General features: G+C 68.3%; 12 protein-coding genes and 3 rRNA genes. All 15 read right to left on the reverse strand.

The annotated features are described in order from the left end of the window. The 15 genes from ATL41_RS13130 to argB all read right to left on the reverse strand — a co-directional run bounded on the left by ATL41_RS13130 (position 1) and on the right by argB (position 18920). Positions 1–153 carry a hypothetical protein gene (locus ATL41_RS13130; protein ID WP_169924482.1) on the reverse strand — a complete coding sequence of 51 codons (153 nt, stop codon included), beginning with the start codon at positions 151–153 and terminating at the stop codon, positions 1–3. 183 nt (positions 154–336) lie between these two features. After that, complete coding sequence (locus ATL41_RS02590; protein ID WP_098457071.1) at positions 337–1374, reverse strand: HAD-IIA family hydrolase; 1038 nt, start codon at positions 1372–1374, stop codon at positions 337–339. Continuing rightward, positions 1371–2174, reverse strand: coding sequence for a tetratricopeptide repeat protein (locus tag ATL41_RS02595; RefSeq protein WP_181010224.1), 804 nt, complete (start codon positions 2172–2174; stop codon positions 1371–1373). The genes ATL41_RS02590 and ATL41_RS02595 overlap by 4 nt, the downstream gene beginning before the upstream one ends. Positions 2175–3775: 1601 nt before the next feature. After that, positions 3776–3892 (reverse strand): 5S ribosomal RNA (rrf, locus tag ATL41_RS02600). Positions 3893–3960: 68 nt separating this feature from the next. Then, positions 3961–7075 (reverse strand): 23S ribosomal RNA (locus ATL41_RS02605). Between the two features lie 448 nt (positions 7076–7523). After that, positions 7524–9045, reverse strand: a 16S ribosomal RNA gene (locus ATL41_RS02610). The 16S, 23S and 5S rRNA genes sit together here, the layout of an rRNA operon. Before the next feature lie 571 nt (positions 9046–9616). Then, entirely contained in the window at positions 9617–10906 is a 1290-nt protein-coding gene (tyrS, locus tag ATL41_RS02615; protein WP_098457072.1) for a tyrosine--tRNA ligase, read from the reverse strand. Further along, on the reverse strand, positions 10890–11594 hold the full coding sequence (locus ATL41_RS02620; RefSeq protein ID WP_425432683.1) for a DNA-3-methyladenine glycosylase: 705 nt from the start codon (positions 11592–11594) through the stop codon (positions 10890–10892). The genes tyrS and ATL41_RS02620 overlap by 17 nt, the downstream gene beginning before the upstream one ends. A 304-nt stretch (positions 11595–11898) precedes the next feature. After that, positions 11899–12468, reverse strand: a complete 570-nt coding sequence (locus ATL41_RS02625; RefSeq protein ID WP_098457074.1) for a nucleoside/nucleotide kinase family protein — start codon at positions 12466–12468, stop codon at positions 11899–11901. 57 nt (positions 12469–12525) lie between these two features. After that, on the reverse strand, positions 12526–13971 hold the full coding sequence (gene argH, locus ATL41_RS02630) for an argininosuccinate lyase (protein WP_098457075.1): 1446 nt from the start codon (positions 13969–13971) through the stop codon (positions 12526–12528). A 2-nt stretch (positions 13972–13973) separates the two neighbouring features. After that, positions 13974–15203: an argininosuccinate synthase gene (locus ATL41_RS02635; protein ID WP_098457076.1), complete on the reverse strand. Its 1230-nt coding sequence runs from the start codon at positions 15201–15203 to the stop codon at positions 13974–13976. A gap of 79 nt (positions 15204–15282) precedes the next feature. After that, entirely contained in the window at positions 15283–15798 is a 516-nt protein-coding gene (locus tag ATL41_RS02640; protein WP_098457077.1) for an arginine repressor, read from the reverse strand. Then, complete coding sequence (gene argF, locus ATL41_RS02645; RefSeq protein ID WP_098457078.1) at positions 15795–16727, reverse strand: ornithine carbamoyltransferase; 933 nt, start codon at positions 16725–16727, stop codon at positions 15795–15797. The genes ATL41_RS02640 and argF overlap by 4 nt, the downstream gene beginning before the upstream one ends. 1 nt (position 16728) lies before the next feature. Next, positions 16729–18003, reverse strand: a complete 1275-nt coding sequence (locus tag ATL41_RS02650) for an acetylornithine transaminase (protein WP_098457079.1) — start codon at positions 18001–18003, stop codon at positions 16729–16731. Then, entirely contained in the window at positions 18000–18920 is a 921-nt protein-coding gene (argB, locus tag ATL41_RS02655; RefSeq protein ID WP_098457080.1) for an acetylglutamate kinase, read from the reverse strand. The genes ATL41_RS02650 and argB overlap by 4 nt, the downstream gene beginning before the upstream one ends. Positions 18921–18928 lie beyond the last annotated feature (8 nt).

Below are 18928 nucleotides of genomic sequence, written 5' to 3' on the forward strand. Positions count from 1 at the left end.
TCAGTCCTCGTCCTGCCCGGCGAGGTGCGCCTCGAGGTCGCGGTGGACCTGCTCGACGACCTGGACGTGCTCGACGACCGGGCGCTCGTCCAGACCGTCGAGACGCTCGAGCATGCGGTCGACCTCGGCGTCGCCGGTGCGGCTACCTGGCATGGTCTCCTCCTGTCGGCACTCGGGTGGTCGGGGAACGGCACGTGGCCCTGACGCGGCGTGTGGTTCATGGTGCGTGGCCTGCAGACCGGCCTCACCCAGGTTAGCCCGCTCCCCTGGTACGACGACGCCGCAGCGACGGACGTGTGTCCGAGGCTGCGGCGCCTGTGCCTGGTGGCAGGTGCCTCAGTGGTCGCCGACCGCGAACTCCGGGACGGAGTCAGGGGCGACCGCGCCGGCGCCGGAGTCGACACTGTCCCACGCAGCAGCGCACGCCGCACGGACGATGTCGACGCCGTCCGCGTCGTCGGCGAGCTTCGTGTCGTCGAGCTCGAGACGTCCGTCGACGACCCGGGCGGCCGCGCCGCGGCTGACCCACCAGCCGGACTCGAGCCGCGGCTCGGGGTGCGCGACGAGCAGCGCACGCAGGTCCTCACCGATGAGGTGCGGACGCAGGTGCGGCTCGGCGAGCACGTCGTCGCGCGCGGTGTTGACGCCCGTGAGGACGTGCAGACCGGGGTATCCTCCGGCGCGCGCGCCGGCGAGGTCGGTGTCGAGGCGGTCACCGACGACGAGCACACGCTCGGCGCCGGCGCGCTCGACCGCGAGCTCGTACATCCGCGGCGACGGCTTACCGGCGCTGTCCGGCGTGACGCCGGTCGCGTTGACGACGGCTCCGACGAGCGCGCCGTTTCCGGGCGCGTAACCGCGGGCCGTCGGCAGGGAGAGGTCGAGGTTGCTCGCGACGTACCAGGCGCCGCGCCCGACGGCGTACGCCGCCTCCGCGAGGTCCTTCCAGCCGAGCTCGGGCGCGAAGCCCTGGACGACTGCGTCGGGCTCGTCGTCGGCGGAGCCGACGACCGTGAAGCCCGACGTCGTCACGGCGGTGCGCAGGCCGGCGCCGCCGACGACGAGCACCTTCGCCCCGGGTGCGAGCCGCGTCTCGAGAACCTTGGCCGCGGCCTGGGCCGCGGTCATGACCTCGTCGGGCTGCGTCGGGATGCCGAGCGACGTGAGCTGGTCCGAGACCGACTCGGGCTCTCGCGACGCGTTGTTGGTGACGAAGACGAGCCCGAGCCCGCGCTCGCGCGCGGACGTGAGCCCCTCGGCTGCGTGGTCGATCGGCAGCGGGCCGCGGTAGGCGACGCCGTCGAGGTCCACGAGCGCGAGGTCGTAGGCCTCGGCGAGCGGCCGGTCGGTCCCGATGAGGCCGGCTGCGGTCACTTCTCGTCCTCCGTGCTGTCAGTCTCGGCGTCGTCCTCGGGAGCGTCGCCGCGCTCGTCGGGAGCGACGGCCTCGGCGGTCTGCGTCGCGCCGCTGGTCGGGTCGTCGGCCTCCAGGGCTGCGTCGTCGCTCTCGCCGTCGGCGACCTGTGCGTCGCCCCTCGGGGTGTCGGCCGACGTGTCGGTGTCGTCTCCCTCGGTCGCTGCCGCGTCGTCAGGCGTCTCGGGCTCGGGGACGAGCTCCTCGGTCAGGTCGTAGACGACGACGTCGTCCTCCTCGTCGACCTCGCCGCTCGCGGCGCGGATCTCGTCGGCGGTGAAACCGGCGAGCGCGTGAGCAGCGGCGTCGGGGCGACCGGCGGCCTCGTGGACGAGCGAGCGTGCGACGGCGACGCGCGCCTCGAGGAGGCGTTCCCCGCGCGGGACCTCGATCTGGTCGAGCACCGCGAGTGCGGCGTCGAGCTCGCCGAGGTCGCCGCGGGCGCCGCTGACGACGATCGCGAGCTCGACCTTGGCGGAGGGCTCGAGCGTCTCGGCCTCAGGCGTGGCTGCGAGGGCGATCGCCCGTTCAGGGCGCTCAAGTCCGCGCTCGCAGTCAGCCATGACCGGAAGGTGCTCGGACGACCCGTTGAGCCGACGCACGGTGCGCAGCTCGCGCAGCGCCTCGGCGTAGCGACCCGTGCGGTAGGCCGCGAGGCCTGCGGCCTCGCGGACGATGTCGACGCGCCCGCCGCGGCGGACGGCCTCCTGGGCGTGCTCGTATGCCAGCTCCGGGTCGACGTCGATGAGGCGGGCGACCATGACGAGGTGGCGCCCGACGGCCTCGGCGTTGTCCTTGCTCAGCGTTCGCAGGCGACCGCGAGCGTCGCGGTCGAGCTCGCTGAACGAGACCTCGTCGGGCAGGACAGGCCCGTGGCGCGGGGCGTCGCCCTCAGCGTTGCGCGGGCGGTCGTCACGGGCAGGACGGTTGCTGTGCTCGTGGCGGTCGGGACGCTGCCGCAGACCCGGGCGGTCGTCACGACGGCGGTCGTCGCCGCCCTCGTAGCCGCGCGAGCCTGCACGGTCCGAGGTGCGGGGGCGGTAGTCCCCCGCCGGCGGACGGCCTTCGCGGTGCGCAGGACGACGGTCGTAGCTGGACGGACGACGCTCGCCGCTGGTGGAGCGCTCGTCGCGACGCGCCGCCCCGCTCTCGCTACGGGGGCGCTCGTCCCGACGGTCGGATCCGAAGGAGGGACGCGAACCGTAGGACGGGCGGGAGTCGCGGCCACCACCGCGGGAGCCGCCGAACGATGGGCGCGAACCGTAAGAGCCACGCTCGTCGCGCTGGGTGCGCTCATCGTCGCGGCGGGGCTGACCGCCCCGGAAGCCACGCTCCTCGCGACCTGTGCCGCGATCGTCGCGACGCTCCGCGCCGAACGAGGGACGCGAACCGTAGGACGGACGAGAGTCCCGGCCTCCACCTCGGGGCCGACCGAACGAGGACCGCGCGTCGCGGTCTCCATCGCGCGAGTCGCCGAACGTCGGGCGCGAGTCGCGGTCGTCGCGGCCTGCACCGTAGGACGGGCGCCGGTCACGGCCGGAGTCGCGCGTCGGGCGGGAGTCGCGGTCACCACCGCGGGAGCCGCCGAACGACGGGCGCGAACCGTAAGAGCCACGCTCGTCGCGCTGGGTGCGCTCATCGTCGCGGCGCGGCTGACCGCCCCGGAAGCCACGCTCCTCACGACCCGTCCCGCGATCGTCGCGACGCTCCGCGCCGAACGAAGGACGCGAACCGTAGGACGGACGAGAGTCCCGGCCTCCACCTCGCGGGCCGCCGTAGGAAGGACGCGTGTCACGGTCGTTGCGCGTTGCACCGGAGCGGCGGTCGTCGTTGCGGAAGGACCCACGCTCGTCGCCGCGGTCGTTCGAGCTGGGCCGGGCGTCGCGGCCAGCGCCGTAGCGGCTGCCCTGGTTGTCGTCGCGGCGTGCGTCGCCGTAGCGGGGACCAGAGTCGCGGCGGCCGTAGCTACCGCTGCGCGGTGCTCTGTCGCTGCGCGGTGCTCTGTCGCTGCGCGGTGCTCGGTCGCTGCCGCGGTCGTCGCGGCTGCCTCGGGGTGCGGACGAGGACCGCCTGGGCTGCTCGCCGTCGTCGCGGCGGTTCCTGTCTGGGTTCTCGTTCACGCTGATGCGGTTCCTTCCACGATTGAGTTGCGCTCCATTGTCGCAGAGAACGATGGGGAGCGAGGTGTGACGAATGACGGGCCTTCGCGGCCCCGTTGCCGCGCGGGGGTCCGGCTGGCGGCAAGAAGCGCCGCCGAGCCGGGTCGTGAGACCGGGACAGCGGCCGGCAGGCCGGTGGCCGTCCCTGCATGCGCGCACGCCAAAGGCCCACCCCGTGCGGGGTGGGCCTTTGGTGAATGGTTGTCCGGCGGCGTCCTACTCTCCCACCCCGTCTCCAGGGCAGTACCATCGGCGCTGAGAGGCTTAGCTTCCGGGTTCGGAATGGGACCGGGCGTTTCCCTCTCGCTATGACCGCCGTAACTCTATGGAGATATCCGTCGCTGGTATCTCGGGAACCGCACAGTGGACGCGTAGCACAAAATTAGTTGTTATCAAGTTGTCGGCTCATTAGTACCGGTCAGCTCCATGAGTCTTTGGTCCTCACTTCCACATCCGGCCTATCAACCCAGTGGTCTACTGGGAGCCTCTCACCCGCAAGGGGCGTGGAAACCTCATCTTGAAGCAAGCTTCCCGCTTAGATGCTTTCAGCGGTTATCTCTTCCCAACGTAGCCAACCAGCCATGCTCCTGGCGGAACAACTGGCACACCAGAGGTTAGTCCGTCCCGGTCCTCTCGTACTAGGGACAGGTCTTCTCAAGTTTCCTGCGCGCGCAGCGGATAGGGACCGAACTGTCTCACGACGTTCTAAACCCAGCTCGCGTACCGCTTTAATGGGCGAACAGCCCAACCCTTGGGACCTACTCCAGCCCCAGGATGCGACGAGCCGACATCGAGGTGCCAAACCATGCCGTCGATATGGACTCTTGGGCAAGATCAGCCTGTTATCCCCGGGGTACCTTTTATCCGTTGAGCGACGGCGCTTCCACAAGCCACCGCCGGATCACTAGTTCCGACTTTCGTCCCTGCTCGACCTGTCAGTCTCACAGTCAAGCTCCCTTGTGCACTTGCACTCGACACCTGATTGCCAACCAGGCTGAGGGAACCTTTGAGCGCCTCCGTTACATTTTAGGAGGCAACCGCCCCAGTTAAACTACCCACCAGGCACTGTCCCTGGTCCGGATCACGGACCGAAGTTAGGTATCCAGAGCGACCAGAGTGGTATTTCAACGATGACTCCACCGACACTGGCGTGCCGGCTTCACAGTCTCCCACCTATCCTACACAAGCCGCACCGAACACCAATACCAAGCTATAGTAAAGGTCCCGGGGTCTTTCCGTCCTGCTGCGCGTAACGAGCATCTTTACTCGTAGTGCAATTTCGCCGAGTTCACGGTTGAGACAGCGGGGAAGTCGTTACGCCATTCGTGCAGGTCGGAACTTACCCGACAAGGAATTTCGCTACCTTAGGATGGTTATAGTTACCACCGCCGTTTACTGGGGCTTAAATTCTCAGCTTCGCTCCGAAGAGCTGACCAGTCCTCTTAACCTTCCAGCACCGGGCAGGCGTCAGTCCGTATACATCGTCTTGCGACTTCGCACGGACCTGTGTTTTTAGTAAACAGTCGCTTCCCCCTGGTCTCTGCGGCCTTCAAACGCTTCCCGGGCAAGCCGGTACACGCCTCAGGCCCCCCTTCTCCCGAAGTTACGGGGGCATTTTGCCGAGTTCCTTAACCATGATTATCTCGTCGCCTTAGTATTCTCTACCTGACCACCTGAGTCGGTTTAGGGTACGGGCGGCTAGAACCATCGCGTCGAGGTTTTTCTAGGCAGCATAGGATCACCGAATCATCCCCCATACGGGGTCACCGTCAGTTCTCAGGCTATGTGAGCAGCGGATTTGCCTACTGCTCGCCCTACAACCTTGGACGTGGTCAACCATCGCCACGCTCGGCTACCTTCCTGCGTCACCCCTGTTAATACGCTCACCTACTACCAGCTCGGGTCGCGGCCTCGCCGCACACCAAGACCCCGAAGGGTCAACAGGTGACGGTCCGGGCGCTTAGCATCACCGGGTTCGATCTGGGCGGTTCTTCGCCGGTACGGGAATATCAACCCGTTGTCCATCGACTACGCCTGTCGGCCTCGCCTTAGGTCCCGACTTACCCAGGGCGGATTAGCCTGGCCCTGGAACCCTTGGTCATTCGGCGGACGGGTTTCTCACCCGTCATTCGCTACTCATGCCTGCATTCTCACTCGTGTAGGCTCCACCACTGGGTTACCCCGCAGCTTCACTGCCCACACGACGCTCCCCTACCCATCCACATGCCTGGACCACGAAGGCCTAGCGAAAATGTGAATGCCACAGCTTCGGCGGTGTACTTGAGCCCCGCTACATTGTCGGCGCGGAATCACTTGACCAGTGAGCTATTACGCACTCTTTCAAGGGTGGCTGCTTCTAAGCCAACCTCCTGGTTGTCTGTGCAACTCCACATCCTTTCCCACTTAGCACACGCTTAGGGGCCTTAGCTGGTGGTCTGGGCTGTTTCCCTCTCGACTACGGAGCTTATCCCCCGCAGTCTCACTGCCACGCTCTGTCTTACCGGCATTCGGAGTTTGGCTGACGTCAGTAACCTTGTAGGGCCCATCGGCCATCCAGTAGCTCTACCTCCGGCAAGAAACACGTGACGCTGCACCTAAATGCATTTCGGGGAGAACCAGCTATCACGGAGTTTGATTGGCCTTTCACCCCTACCCACAGCTCATCCCCCCAGTTTTCAACCTAGGTGGGTTCGGTCCTCCACGCGGTCTTACCCGCGCTTCAACCTGGCCATGGGTAGATCACTCCGCTTCGGGTCTAGACCCAGCGACTATGATCGCCCTGTTCGGACTCGCTTTCGCTACGGCTTCCCCTCACGGGTTAACCTCGCCACTGAGCACTAACTCGCAGGCTCATTCTTCAAAAGGCACGCTGTCACCCCTGCTAAGGAGGCTCCAACGGATTGTAGGCACACGGTTTCAGGTACTATTTCACTCCCCTCCCGGGGTACTTTTCACCTTTCCCTCACGGTACTTGTCCGCTATCGGTCACTAGGTAGTATTTAGGCTTATCGAGTGGTCTCGACAGATTCACACGGGATTTCTCGGGCCCCGTGCTACTTGGGAACACTCTCGGGAGGCTACGCCATTTCGTCTACGGGGGTGTCACCCTCTGTGCCGGCCCTTCCCAAGGCCTTCGACTATGACGAAGCTTTCTGACTCCCTGACCATCCGGCAGAATGATCCAAAAGGTCCCACAACCCCGATGACGCAACCCCTGCCGGGTATCACACGCCATCGGTTTGGCCTGATCCGCTTTCGCTCGCCACTACTCACGGAATATCTCTTCCTGTCGGTACTGAGATGTTTCACTTCCCGACGTTCCCTCCACACACCCTATATATTCAGGTGCGGGTACCTGGACATGACTCCAGGTGGGTTTCCCCATTCGGACATCCTCGGATCACGGTTCGTTTGCCAACTCCCCGAGGCTTATCGCAGGCTACAACGTCCTTCTTCGGCTCCTAGTGCCAAGGCATCCGCCCTGTGCCCTTAAAAACTTGACAACAGCTAAATTGCAGATACCAAAGATAAATCTTTGATGTTACAAAGATGCTCGCGTCCACTGTGCAGTTCTCAAGCTACCAACGACCCCACCCCCTCATCAGCGCCGCGCCTACCGGCGACCCGAAGATCACCGGCGGTTCACCCGCCAGGGGCAGTCCGTGAAGGAAACCAGTCCACCCGACGCCGTCACCGGCACCGAGAGGCCTGTTCCCTCAGGACCCAACAGTGTGCTTGAACTCCCCCAGGCCGCCGGCACGTGGCGTTCCCACCCCACAAGGAGGCGTACTGACCGGTGCACCAGCACCCGAGCTCGCAAGAAGTCAATGTTCCACCCATGAGCGTCCCACCCCAGGCGCGTTCGGCCCGAGCGTGGCACTTGACCGACCGGCACCGCCACCCGCAAGGCAGGTGAACCAGTGGTAGATCCGATCGGTTGTGGCTCCTTAGAAAGGAGGTGATCCAGCCGCACCTTCCGGTACGGCTACCTTGTTACGACTTAGTCCCAATCGCCAATCCCACCTTCGACGGCTCCCTCCACAAGGGTTGGGCCACCGGCTTCGGGTGTTACCGACTTTCGTGACTTGACGGGCGGTGTGTACAAGGCCCGGGAACGTATTCACCGCAGCGTTGCTGATCTGCGATTACTAGCGACTCCGACTTCATGGGGTCGAGTTGCAGACCCCAATCCGAACTGAGACCGGCTTTTTGGGATTCGCTCCACCTCGCGGTATCGCAGCCCTTTGTACCGGCCATTGTAGCATGCGTGAAGCCCAAGACATAAGGGGCATGATGATTTGACGTCATCCCCACCTTCCTCCGAGTTGACCCCGGCAGTATCCTATGAGTCCCCACCCGAAGTGCTGGCAACATAGGACGAGGGTTGCGCTCGTTGCGGGACTTAACCCAACATCTCACGACACGAGCTGACGACAACCATGCACCACCTGTACACCAGTCCGAAGACGCACACATCTCTGCATGATTCCGGTGTATGTCAAGCCTTGGTAAGGTTCTTCGCGTTGCATCGAATTAATCCGCATGCTCCGCCGCTTGTGCGGGCCCCCGTCAATTCCTTTGAGTTTTAGCCTTGCGGCCGTACTCCCCAGGCGGGGCACTTAATGCGTTTGCTGCGGCACGGAACTCGTGGAATGAGCCCCACACCTAGTGCCCAACGTTTACGGCATGGACTACCAGGGTATCTAATCCTGTTCGCTCCCCATGCTTTCGCTCCTCAGCGTCAGTTGCGGCCCAGTGACCTGCCTTCGCCATCGGTGTTCCTCCTGATATCTGCGCATTCCACCGCTACACCAGGAATTCCAGTCACCCCTACCGCACTCTAGTCTGCCCGTACCCGGTGCAAGCTCAAGGTTGAGCCTTGAGTTTTCACACCAGACGCGACAAACCGCCTACGAGCTCTTTACGCCCAATAATTCCGGACAACGCTTGCGCCCTACGTATTACCGCGGCTGCTGGCACGTAGTTAGCCGGCGCTTCTTCTGCAGGTACCGTCACTTTCGCTTCTTCCCTGCTGAAAGGGGTTTACAACCCGAAGGCCTTCATCCCCCACGCGGCGTCGCTGCATCAGGCTTGCGCCCATTGTGCAATATTCCCCACTGCTGCCTCCCGTAGGAGTCTGGGCCGTATCTCAGTCCCAGTGTGGCCGGTCGCCCTCTCAGGCCGGCTACCCGTCGTCGCCTTGGTAGGCCATTACCCCACCAACAAGCTGATAGGCCGCGAGTCCATCCCCCACCGATAAATCTTTCCAGGCACACCCCATGCGAAGGTGCCTCGTATCCGGTATTAGCCACGATTTCCCGAGGTTATCCCGAAGTGAGGGGCAGGTTACTCACGTGTTACTCACCCGTTCGCCACTGATCCAGCAGAGCAAGCTCCACCTTCACCGTTCGACTTGCATGTGTTAAGCACGCCGCCAGCGTTCGTCCTGAGCCAGGATCAAACTCTCCGTAAATGTTTGACGCCAACCAGGCGAACCCGGTTAACAACCATACGAAGCAGACCATCCCGAAGGACAGCCTGAATAAAACTGGCATCAAGATCGAAAACTTGCGTTTTCAATCCATTATCCAAAGGAATCCTCTATGAGCAACCCGACCCAGCCCAGGAAGGACCAGACCAAGCCACCCGACAGGGATATTTGGCATTGACTATCAAGCACACTGTTGAGTTCTCAAGGAACAGACGCGCATCCCCACCAACCCTTCCGGGCGGCTCGGAGGCAACCGTTCAAACTTACCCGATCCATCCCGCCGTGTCCAACCCGCATCCCGGCAGAACCGAGAGCTGGTTGTGATCGGCTGGAGGGCCGGACCGATACTCTACCTCATTCCCGCGCAGAGCACGAGAGCCGAGTTTCGCATCGAGGAGTCACCCTCGGGGACCGGCCGGCCGCTCCTTCACACCTGGGTGCGAGGCCTGCGGCAGTCCGTTCCTCCCCTCTCGGGGCGACTCGAAGAACACTACGGGGCGGCGACGATCAGGGTCAAGTTCCGTCCCGGTGACGACCGTCACCGCCCACCCGCTCAGGCGCGAGCGGCCCCCTGGCCAGGCTCGTCGCCCAGCACCGCGACCGTCACCGTGCGCTTGCCACGGCGCAGCAGCACGTAGCGCTCCGCAAGCACGTCGTGCGCCGAGAGCACTGCGTCCTCACCGGACACCTTGACGTTGTTGACGTACACGCCACCCTCGGCGATCGCGCGTCGCGCCGCGCTCTTGCCCTTCACGACACCGGTAGCAGCGAGCACGTCGGCGACCGGGTCCCCGACCGCGAAGCCCGTCCGCGGAAGGCCCTCCGTCGCCGCCGCGAGCGTCTCAGGATCCAGGTCCGCCAGCTCGCCGCGTCCGAACAGCGCCTGGCTCGCGGCGATCGCCTGCTGCGTCGCGCGCTCGCCGTGCACCATCGTCGTGACGTCCGCCGCGAGCGCCTTCTGCGCCTCACGCGCCGCCGGACGCTCGGCGACGGCCGCCTCGAGCTCCGCGATCTCCTCGCGCGTCCGGAAGGTGAACGTGCGCAGCCAACCGACGACGTCGGCGTCGTCCGCGTTGACCCAGAACTGGTAGAAGGCGTACGGCGACATCATGTCCGGCGCGAGCCACACGGCGCCGCCCTCGGACTTGCCGAACTTCGTGCCGTCCGCCTTCGTGATGAGCGGCGTCGTGAGCGCGTGGACAGACTTCTGGTCGGCCTTGCGCACGAGCTCCACACCCGACAGAAGGTTGCCCCACTGGTCGTTGCCGCCCGTCTGCAGGGTGCAGCCGTACCGGCGGTTGAGCTCGAGGAAGTCCATGCCCTGGAGGATCTGGTAGCTGAACTCCGTGAACGAGATGCCCTCGTCGGACGCGAGCCGGCGCGCGACCGTCTCCTTCGCGAGCATCGTCCCGAGGCGGTAGTGCTTGCCGACGTCGCGCAGGAAGTCCAGCGCCGACAGGCCGGCGTGCCAGTCCAGGTTGTTGACCATGCGCGCCGGGTTCTCCCCCTCGAACGAGAGGAAGCGCGAGATCTGGGTCTGCAGGCGCTCGACCCAGCCGGCGACCGTCTCGCGGTCGTTGAGGACACGCTCGCCCGACATGCGCGGGTCCCCGATCAGGCCCGTCGCCCCGCCGACGAGTGCGATGGGGTGGTGGCCCGCGAGCTGGAGGTGGCGCAGCAGGACGAGCTGGACCAGGTGGCCGTGGTGCAGGCTCGGCGCGGTCGGGTCGAAGCCGCAGTAATAGGTGATCGGACCGTTCTCGAGAGCCGCGCGCAGGGCCTCGACATCAGTCGTCTGGCTGACCAGCCCGCGCCACTGGAGTTCATCAAGAACGTTGCTCACCGCTGCTCCTTCGTGCTTCGCGACCTCGGACGAGGTCAACAGCACTAGTCTGCCCTGTCCGCCGACGCGGCTGCGACGGGCCACGGAACTGCGAGACGGTCGGGTCCCCGGCGAGCCACAGCCGCCACGGGAACCGCTCGGGGTCCGCCCCCGCTGCGCCCACCCCCACGCGAGGACCCGTCTCGACGGCACCCGCCGGTACCGCGTGCTCACGGACGAGAAGCTCGAGGCCTTCGCCGGTGAGAAGGTCCGCGCCGTCGTCGGCCAGGGTCAGACCGAGCGCGTCCGCGAGGCGCGCAGGCCCGCGCGCCAGGTCCACGGGCGAACGGACGACGCCGCGCACCTGCCGCCGTGCCGTCGCAAGGTCCGCTCCCTCGACCACCTCACCCGCACGCAGGAGGACCGCGCGCGCCGTCCCCTCCTCGGCGCCCACGACGTTCGCGCAGTGGTGCAGCCCCATGTGGCGGTAGACGTAGAGACGGCCCGGAGGGCCGAACATCGTCGCGTTGCGACGGCTCAAGCCCCTGAACGCGTGCGACGCCGGGTCCGTCTCCCCCGCGTACGCCTCGACCTCCGTCACGCGCAGCGTGACGCGCCCGTCAGGTGTCGTGCGCACCAGGTGCGCGTCGAGCAGCCCGTGCGCGACGTCGAGCACCGGTCGCACGAACCAGCGGCGCGACACAGGCAGACGGCCCTCGGCCCCCGAGGCCGCGGGCGGCCCCTCGAGGGTGGGGCGCCTCGGGGCGGGCGCGCCGGCCGGCGGGGTCTCGTGAGGGCGTTGGTGCACGTCCCCATGGTGCTGTCTCGGTGGCGCGAGCGCCTCCCGCGGCACGCGGGCTCGGGCCGTGCTGGGCGCCATCACGCCGGGTCGGCGCCCCGGCTGCGTCGTCCGCCGCGAGCAGCGGGCACCGTCAGGCCAGCAGTCATCCGCTGACGCCCCGCGCCCGCCGGGCACCGACGCTCCGACACCGCCGGCCTCTCACCGGAGCCGGTCAGTCCTCGACGAGGTTGCCGGTGCCGTCGAGGCGCACGTGGGCGCGCTCGCGCGTGCGGTGCTCGGCATAGTGCTCGCGCTCCTCCCGCATGAACTCGCGCCAGGCCGGCTCGAGGGCTGCGCCGTCACGCTCGAGACCACGCTCGAGGCGCACGTCGTCCGGCGCCTCGACCCACACGACGAGCGGCGAGAACCGCTCGGTCCCGAGGCTCGCCGAGCCGCAGCCCTCCACGACGAGGAAGTCGGCGAGCGGGACCGAGTGGCGCTCCGCGTACTTGCCCAGGCCCCAGTCGTACCGGCGGTACCTGCCCGGACGCCCCTCCGCGAGGGGCTCGAGCACCCACTCCACGAGCCGGTCGACGCCCGCGCGCATGCCGGTCCACCCCTCGTACAGGTCGTCCATGTGCACGACCTGCGCCGGGAGCAGCGCACCGAGCTGCGCCGCGAGCGTCGTCTTGCCCGAACCTGCCGGACCGTCCACGCACACGAGGCGCGTCGCCCCGAGCCCCGCGGGCCGCTCCGCCGCCATGCTCGCGACCAGCTCCACGACATGAGCGGGGGCGGTCACGACGTCACCTCCGTCGTCATGACCGCCCCCTTCGTCGTGCCGCTGGTCGTCGGCGCCTCAGGCACCGACCTGGCCTCGGGCGAACGCCCGCAGCTGGGCCGCACGCTCGCGCGCGGCGACGAGCTGCTCGGCCACCCGCGCAGGCGCAGTCCCCCCGACCGCGTCGCGCGAGGCCAGCGAGCCCTCGACCGTCAGGACGCTACGCACGGCCGGCGTCAGGTGCACCGAGACGTCGGCGAGGTCTTGATCCGTGAGATCCCACAGCTCGATCCCCCGCTGCTCGCACACCTGGACGCACGCGCCCGCGACCTCGTGCGCCACCCGGAACGGCACGCCCTCACGGACGAGCCACTCGGCGATGTCCGTCGCGAGCGAGAAGCCCTGCGGCGCGAGCGACGCCATGCGCTCGGTGTCGAAGGTCATCGTCGCGACCATCCCCGAGAACGCTGGCAGGAGCACCTCGAGCGTGTCGACCTGGTCGAAGACCGGCTCCTTGTCCTCCTGCAGGTCGCGGTTGTACGCGAGCGGGAGGCCCTTGAGCGTCGCGAGAAGCCCGGTCAGGTCGCCGATCAGGCGACCGGCCTTCCCGCGCGCGAGCTCCGCGACGTCCGGGTTCTTCTTCTGCGGCATGATGCTCGACCCCGTCGAGAACGCGTCGTCGAGCCGGACGAAGCCGAACTCCTTCGTGTTCCACAGGATCACCTCCTCCGCGATGCGGGAGAGGTCGACGCCGAGCATCGCCGAGACGAACGCGAACTCCGCCATGACGTCACGCGAGGCCGTCCCGTCGATCGAGTTCTCGACCGGGCCGTCGAAGCCCAGCTCGGCCGCGACCGCGGCCGGGTCGAGCCCGAGCGACGAGCCGGCGAGCGCACCCGAGCCGTACGGCGACCGGGCCGCGCGGGCGTCCCAGTCGACGAAGCGCTCGACGTCGCGCATGAGCGGCCACGCGTGCGCCAGCAGGTGGTGCGCGAGCAGCACCGGCTGTGCGTGCTGCAGGTGCGTGCGCCCCGGCATCGCCGCGCCCGGGTGGGCTGCGGCCTGCTCGACGAGCGCGTCGACGACGTCGAGCACGAGGCCGGCGATCACGCGCGCCTCGTCACGCAGGTACATGCGCGTGAGTGTCGCGATCTGGTCGTTGCGAGAACGGCCCGCACGCAGCTTGCCGCCGAGCTCGGCGCCCGCGCGCTCGATCAACCCGCGCTCGAGCGCCGTGTGCACGTCCTCGTCGTCCTCGCCCGCGACGAACGCCCCGGACGCGACGTCCTGGCGCAGCCGCTCGAGCGCGTCGAGCATGCCCGCGAGCTCGTCGTCCGACAGGAGACCCGCGCCGTGCAGGACACGCGCGTGCGCCTTGGAGCCCGCGATGTCCTGGCCCGCGAGCCGCCAGTCGAAGTGCGTCGACTTGCTCAGCGCCGCGAGCGCGTCGCTCGGACCGCCCGCGAAGCGACCGCCCCACAGGCTCACGCGCTGCGTGCCCTCCTCGTGCCCGTCCGTCGTCATCGTCAGAGCTTCCCGGTGCCGAAGTCGACGCCGTTGCCGAACTTGACGTCGCGCGCGGCAGCGAGCTTGGCGGTGAGGCCGTAGATCTCGATGAAGCCCTTCGCCTGCGACTGGTCGAACGAGTCACCCTCGTCGTAGGTCGCGAGGTTGAAGTCGTACAGGCTCGCCTCGGAGCGGCGGCCCGTGACCGTCGCGCGGCCGCCGTGCAGCGTCATGCGGATGTCGCCGGAGACGTAGCGCTGCGTGTCGTCGATGAACGTGTCGAGCGAGCGCTTGAGCGGGCTGAACCACATGCCGTCGTACACGAGCTCGGTCCAGCGCTGCTCGACGCCGCGCTTGAAGCGCGCCTGCTCACGCTCGAGCGTGACGTTCTCGAGCTCCTGGTGCGCGGCGATGAGCGCCATCGCGCCCGGCGCCTCGTAGATCTCGCGCGACTTGATGCCGACGAGGCGGTCCTCGACGATGTCGATGCGGCCGACGCCCTGGGCGCCTGCGCGGCGGTTCATCTCCTGGATCGCCTGGAGCGGGGTCACCGAGACGCCGTCGATCGCGACCGGGATGCCCTGCTCGAACGTGATGACGACCTCGTCCGCGACGGGCGGGAACGTCGGGTCGTCGGTGTAGCTGTAGACGTCCTTCGTCGGGCCGTTCCAGATGTCCTCGAGGAAACCGGTCTCGACGGCGCGGCCCCACACGTTCTGGTCGATCGAGAACGGGTTGTGCTTCGTCGTCGCGATCGGGAGGTTGTTGGCCTCCGCGTACGCGATCGCCTTCTCACGGGTCAGCGCGAGGTCGCGGACGGGCGCGATCGTCTTGAGGTCGGGCGCGAGCGACGTCGTCGCGACCTCGAAGCGCACCTGGTCGTTGCCCTTGCCGGTGCAGCCGTGCGCGACCGTCGTCGCGCCGAACTGGCGGGCAGCACGCACGAGGTGCTTGACGATCGTCGGGCGCGACAGCGCCGAGACGAGCGGGTAGCGGTCGAGGTACAGGGCGTTGGCCCGCAGGGCGGGCATGCAGTACTCGGCCGCGAACTCCTCGCGGGCGTCCGCGACGTAGGCCTCGACGGCACCGCAGTCGAGCGCACGCTGGCGGATGACCTCGAGGTCCTCACCGCCCTGGCCCAGGTCGACGGCGACGGCGACGACCTCGGAACCGGTCGCCTCCGCGATCCAGCCGATGGCCACAGAGGTGTCCAGGCCGCCCGAGTAGGCAAGCACGACGCGATCAGTCATGGCAGTTCTCTCTCTCACACAGTTGGGGTGTTCGTAGTCTTTCAGGGCCGCGCTCGCGCGGTCACGTGCGTCGGGTGGCTCAGCCACCCTCTGCGAGGCGCAGCAGTCGGGCGGCGACGGCTGCGCCGCCCTCGTCTCCGTCCCGTGCGATCACGAGGACCGTGTCGTCCCCCGCGATCGTGCCGATCACGTCGGGCAGGACCGAGTGGTCGAGCGCCGAGGCGAGGTAGTGCGCGGCACCCGGCGGGGTGCGCAGCACGACGAGGTTGCCGGACGCCTCCGCGGAGACGAGCAGCTCCTCGCACAGGCGCGCGAGGCGCGCCGCGAGGGACTCCGTGTCCGACGTCGTCTGCAGGCTCCGGTCGCCGCCCTCGCCCGGGACGGCGTACACCGACACCCCGCGCGACGTGCGGACCTTCTGCGCGCGCAGCTCGATCAGGTCGCGCGAGAGCGTGGCCTGCGTGACCTGCACGCCGTCGTCGGCGAGGGCCGCGGCGAGCTCCGTCTGCGAGTGGATCTCGTGGGACGTGAGGATCGCGCGGATGCGGGCGTGGCGCGCCGCCTTCGTCGAGGGCGTGCCGGTCGGGGTGCTCACGCCTGCTCCAGGAGCCAGGTCAGGAGCGCCTTCTGGGCGTGCAGGCGGTTCTCGGCCTCGTCGAAGACGACCGACTGCGGGCCGTCGAGAACCTCGGCGGAGATCTCCTTGCCGCGGTACGCCGGCAGGCAGTGCAGGACGATCGCGTCGGACTTCGCGTGCGCCATGAGCGCGGCGTCGACGGCGAACGGCAGGAACGGCCGCTCCCGGTTCGCGCTCTCGGCCTCCTGGCCCATCGAGACCCAGGTGTCGGTCGCGACGACGTCGGCCCCCTCGACCGCCGCGACCGCGTCCGACGTGACCGTGACCGAGCCACCCGTCGTCGCGGCGACCGCCTGCGCGTCCGCGACGATCGCCGGGTCGGGCAGGAAGCCCTCGGGCGCGCCGACGCGCACGTGCATGCCGGCGACCGCGCCACCCAGGAGGTAGGAGTGCGCCATGTTGTTCGCACCGTCGCCGACGTACGTCAGGACCTGCCCGGCGAGCGCGTCGACACCACCGCGGTGCTGCGCGACCGTCGCGAGGTCCGCGAGGATCTGGCACGGGTGGAACTCGTCCGTGAGCGCGTTGACGACCGGCACGGACGAGTGCGCGGCCATCTCCTCGACGCGCTCCTGCCCGAACGTGCGCCACACGATCGCCGAGACCTGGCGGTCCAGCACGCGCGCGGTGTCCGCGATCGGCTCGCCACGGCCGAGCTGCGAGCCCGCGGCGTCGATGACGAGCGGGTAGCCGCCCAGCTCGGCGACACCGACCGAGAACGACACGCGCGTGCGGGTCGACGGCTTGTCGAACATCACGGCGACGGCCTTCGGGCCCTTGAGCGGGGTCCGCAGGAAGCGGTCGGCGTGGAACTCGAGGGCGAGCTCGAGGACCTCGCGCTGCTCGGCCGGGCTGAGGTCGTCGTCTCGCAGGAAGTGGCGGGGCATGTCAGCTCTTCTCGGTCGTCGGGAAGGGAAGGGCGGTGAGGAAGGCGACGAAGTCGCGAGCCTGGTCCAGGGTGAGGATCAGCGGAGGCGCGAGGCGCAGGGCGTCCGGCGCCACGGCGTTGACGATGAAGCCCGCCTCGAGAGCGCTCGCCGCGACCTGTGCGGCGACCGGCTCGGTCAGCTGGACGGCGAGCAGGAGGCCGGCCCCGCGGACGGACGCGACGAGCGGGTTGCCGCACGCCGTGATCTCGTCGCGCAAGAAGGCCCCGACCGCGCGGACGTGCTCGAGCAGGCCGTCGCGCTCGATCACGCCGATCGTCGCGAGCGCCGCTGCAGCCGCGACGGGGTTGCCCCCGAAGGTCGTGCCGTGCTGGCCCCGGCCGACGAGGGTCGCCGCGCGCTCGCCGAACGCGACGATCGCGCCGACCGGGAAGCCACCGCCGAGACCCTTCGCGAGCGTGACGACGTCCGGCACGACGCCGTCGCCGATCGTGGCGTCCTGGAACGCGAACCAGCCACCCGTGCGGCCCATGCCGGTCTGCACCTCGTCGAGGACGAGCAGCGCGCCGTGCGCGGCCGTGAGCTCACGAGCGCGGGCGAGGTAGCCCGCAGGGTGGGAACGAACGCCCGCCTCCCCCTGCAGCGGCTCGACGACGAGCGCCGCGACGTCGTCGCCGTCCGTCGCGAAGGCCGCCTCGAGCGCGGCGAGGTCACCGAACGGCAGGAACTCCACACCGCCCGGGAGCGGCTCGAAGGGCTCGCGGTACTGCGACTTCGACGTGAGCGACAGCGCGCCCATCGTCCGACCGTGGAAAGCACCCTCGAGCGCGAGCACCCGCCTGCGCGGCGTGCCGTCGGCGCGCAGGTTGCGACGCGTCATCTTGAGCGCGCCCTCGTTCGCCTCGGCGCCCGAGTTCGCGAAGAACACGCGCGAGCCCTCGGGAGCACCCGCGAGCTCGAGGAGGCGCTCCGCGAGAGCGATCTGCGTCGGGGTGCCGAAGAAGTTCGAGACGTGGCCGAGAGTGCCGAGCTGCGCGCTGATCGCCGCCGTCAGCGTCGGGTGCGCGTGGCCGAGGGCGTTGACCGCGATACCGGCGAGCAGGTCGAGGTACCGCTTGCCGTCCGCATCCCACACGTACGGACCCTCGCCGCGCACGAGCACGCGCTGCGGCGGGCCGAACGTGTCCATGACGGCACCGCGGTAACGCTCGGTCCACGCGGCCGAGCTGGTCGGGGCGAGCTGCGCGTCGGCCCCCGTGGGCAGCATCTCGCTCATCGGGTCACCTCCTCGGTGCGCGGGCCGCCCGGGTGCACGAGCGTGCCGTTGCCCTGGTTGGTGAACACCTCGAGCAGGACCGAGTGCGCGACGCGACCGTCGATCACGGTCGCGCGGGAGACGCCGCCCTGCACGGCGCGCAGGCACGCCTCCATCTTCGGGACCATGCCCGACTCGAGGGACGGCAGGAGCGCCTCGAGCTCGGTCTCGGAGATCGTCGAGACGAGCGACGACCTGTCGGGCCACGACGTGTACAGCCCCTCGACGTCCGTCAGCACGATGAGCTTGCGCGCGCCGAGCGCGATCGCGAGCGCGGCAGCGGCCGTGTCCGCGTTGACGTTGAGGACCTGCGTCGCGTCGTCGAGGTCGGGAGCGACCGTCGACACGACAGGGATCCGGCCCGCGTCGAGAAGGTCCTGGACGGCGGACGGGTCGACCGAGACCACGTCGCCGACCATGCCGACGTCGACGGCCTCGCCGTCGACCGTCGCCGTGCGACGCCGCGCCTGGAACAGGCCACCGTCCTCTCCCGAGAGGCCGATCGCGACGGGACCGTGCGCGTTGATGAGGCCCACGAGCTCGCGCGAGACCTGACCGGTGAGGACCATCCGCACGACGTCCATCGCCTCGGGCGTCGTGACGCGCAGCCCACCACGGAACTCCGACTCGATGCCGAGCCGGGCGAGCATCGACGAGATCTGCGGGCCGCCGCCGTGCACGACGACGGGGCGCAGGCCGACCTGCCGCAGGAAGACCATGTCCTGCGCGAAGGCAGCCTTGAGCTCGTCGTCGACCATGGCGTTGCCGCCGTACTTGACGACGACGAGCGCGCCCTCGAGGTCGCGCAGCCACGGGAGCGCCTCGACGAGCACCTCGGCGCGCTGGTGCGGCGTGAGGTCGATCGGTGCGGTGGTCATGGTCCCCG

The sequence above is a fragment of the Flavimobilis soli genome, from assembly GCF_002564025.1.
Classification (GTDB): domain Bacteria; phylum Actinomycetota; class Actinomycetes; order Actinomycetales; family Cellulomonadaceae; genus Flavimobilis; species Flavimobilis soli.

Coding starts and splice junctions, on each gene's coding strand:
- ATL41_RS13130 (WP_169924482.1), bottom strand. CDS start 153: ATGCCAGGTAGCCGCACCGGCGACGCCGAGGTCGACCGCATGCTCGAG.
- ATL41_RS02595 (WP_181010224.1), bottom strand. CDS start 2,174: ATGGTCGCCCGCCTCATCGACGTCGACCCGGAGCTGGCATACGAGCAC.
- argH (WP_098457075.1), bottom strand. CDS start 13,971: ATGACGACGGACGGGCACGAGGAGGGCACGCAGCGCGTGAGCCTGTGG.
- ATL41_RS02635 (WP_098457076.1), bottom strand. CDS start 15,203: ATGACTGATCGCGTCGTGCTTGCCTACTCGGGCGGCCTGGACACCTCT.
- argF (WP_098457078.1), bottom strand. CDS start 16,727: ATGCCCCGCCACTTCCTGCGAGACGACGACCTCAGCCCGGCCGAGCAG.
- ATL41_RS02650 (WP_098457079.1), bottom strand. CDS start 18,003: ATGAGCGAGATGCTGCCCACGGGGGCCGACGCGCAGCTCGCCCCGACC.
- argB (WP_098457080.1), bottom strand. CDS start 18,920: ATGACCACCGCACCGATCGACCTCACGCCGCACCAGCGCGCCGAGGTG.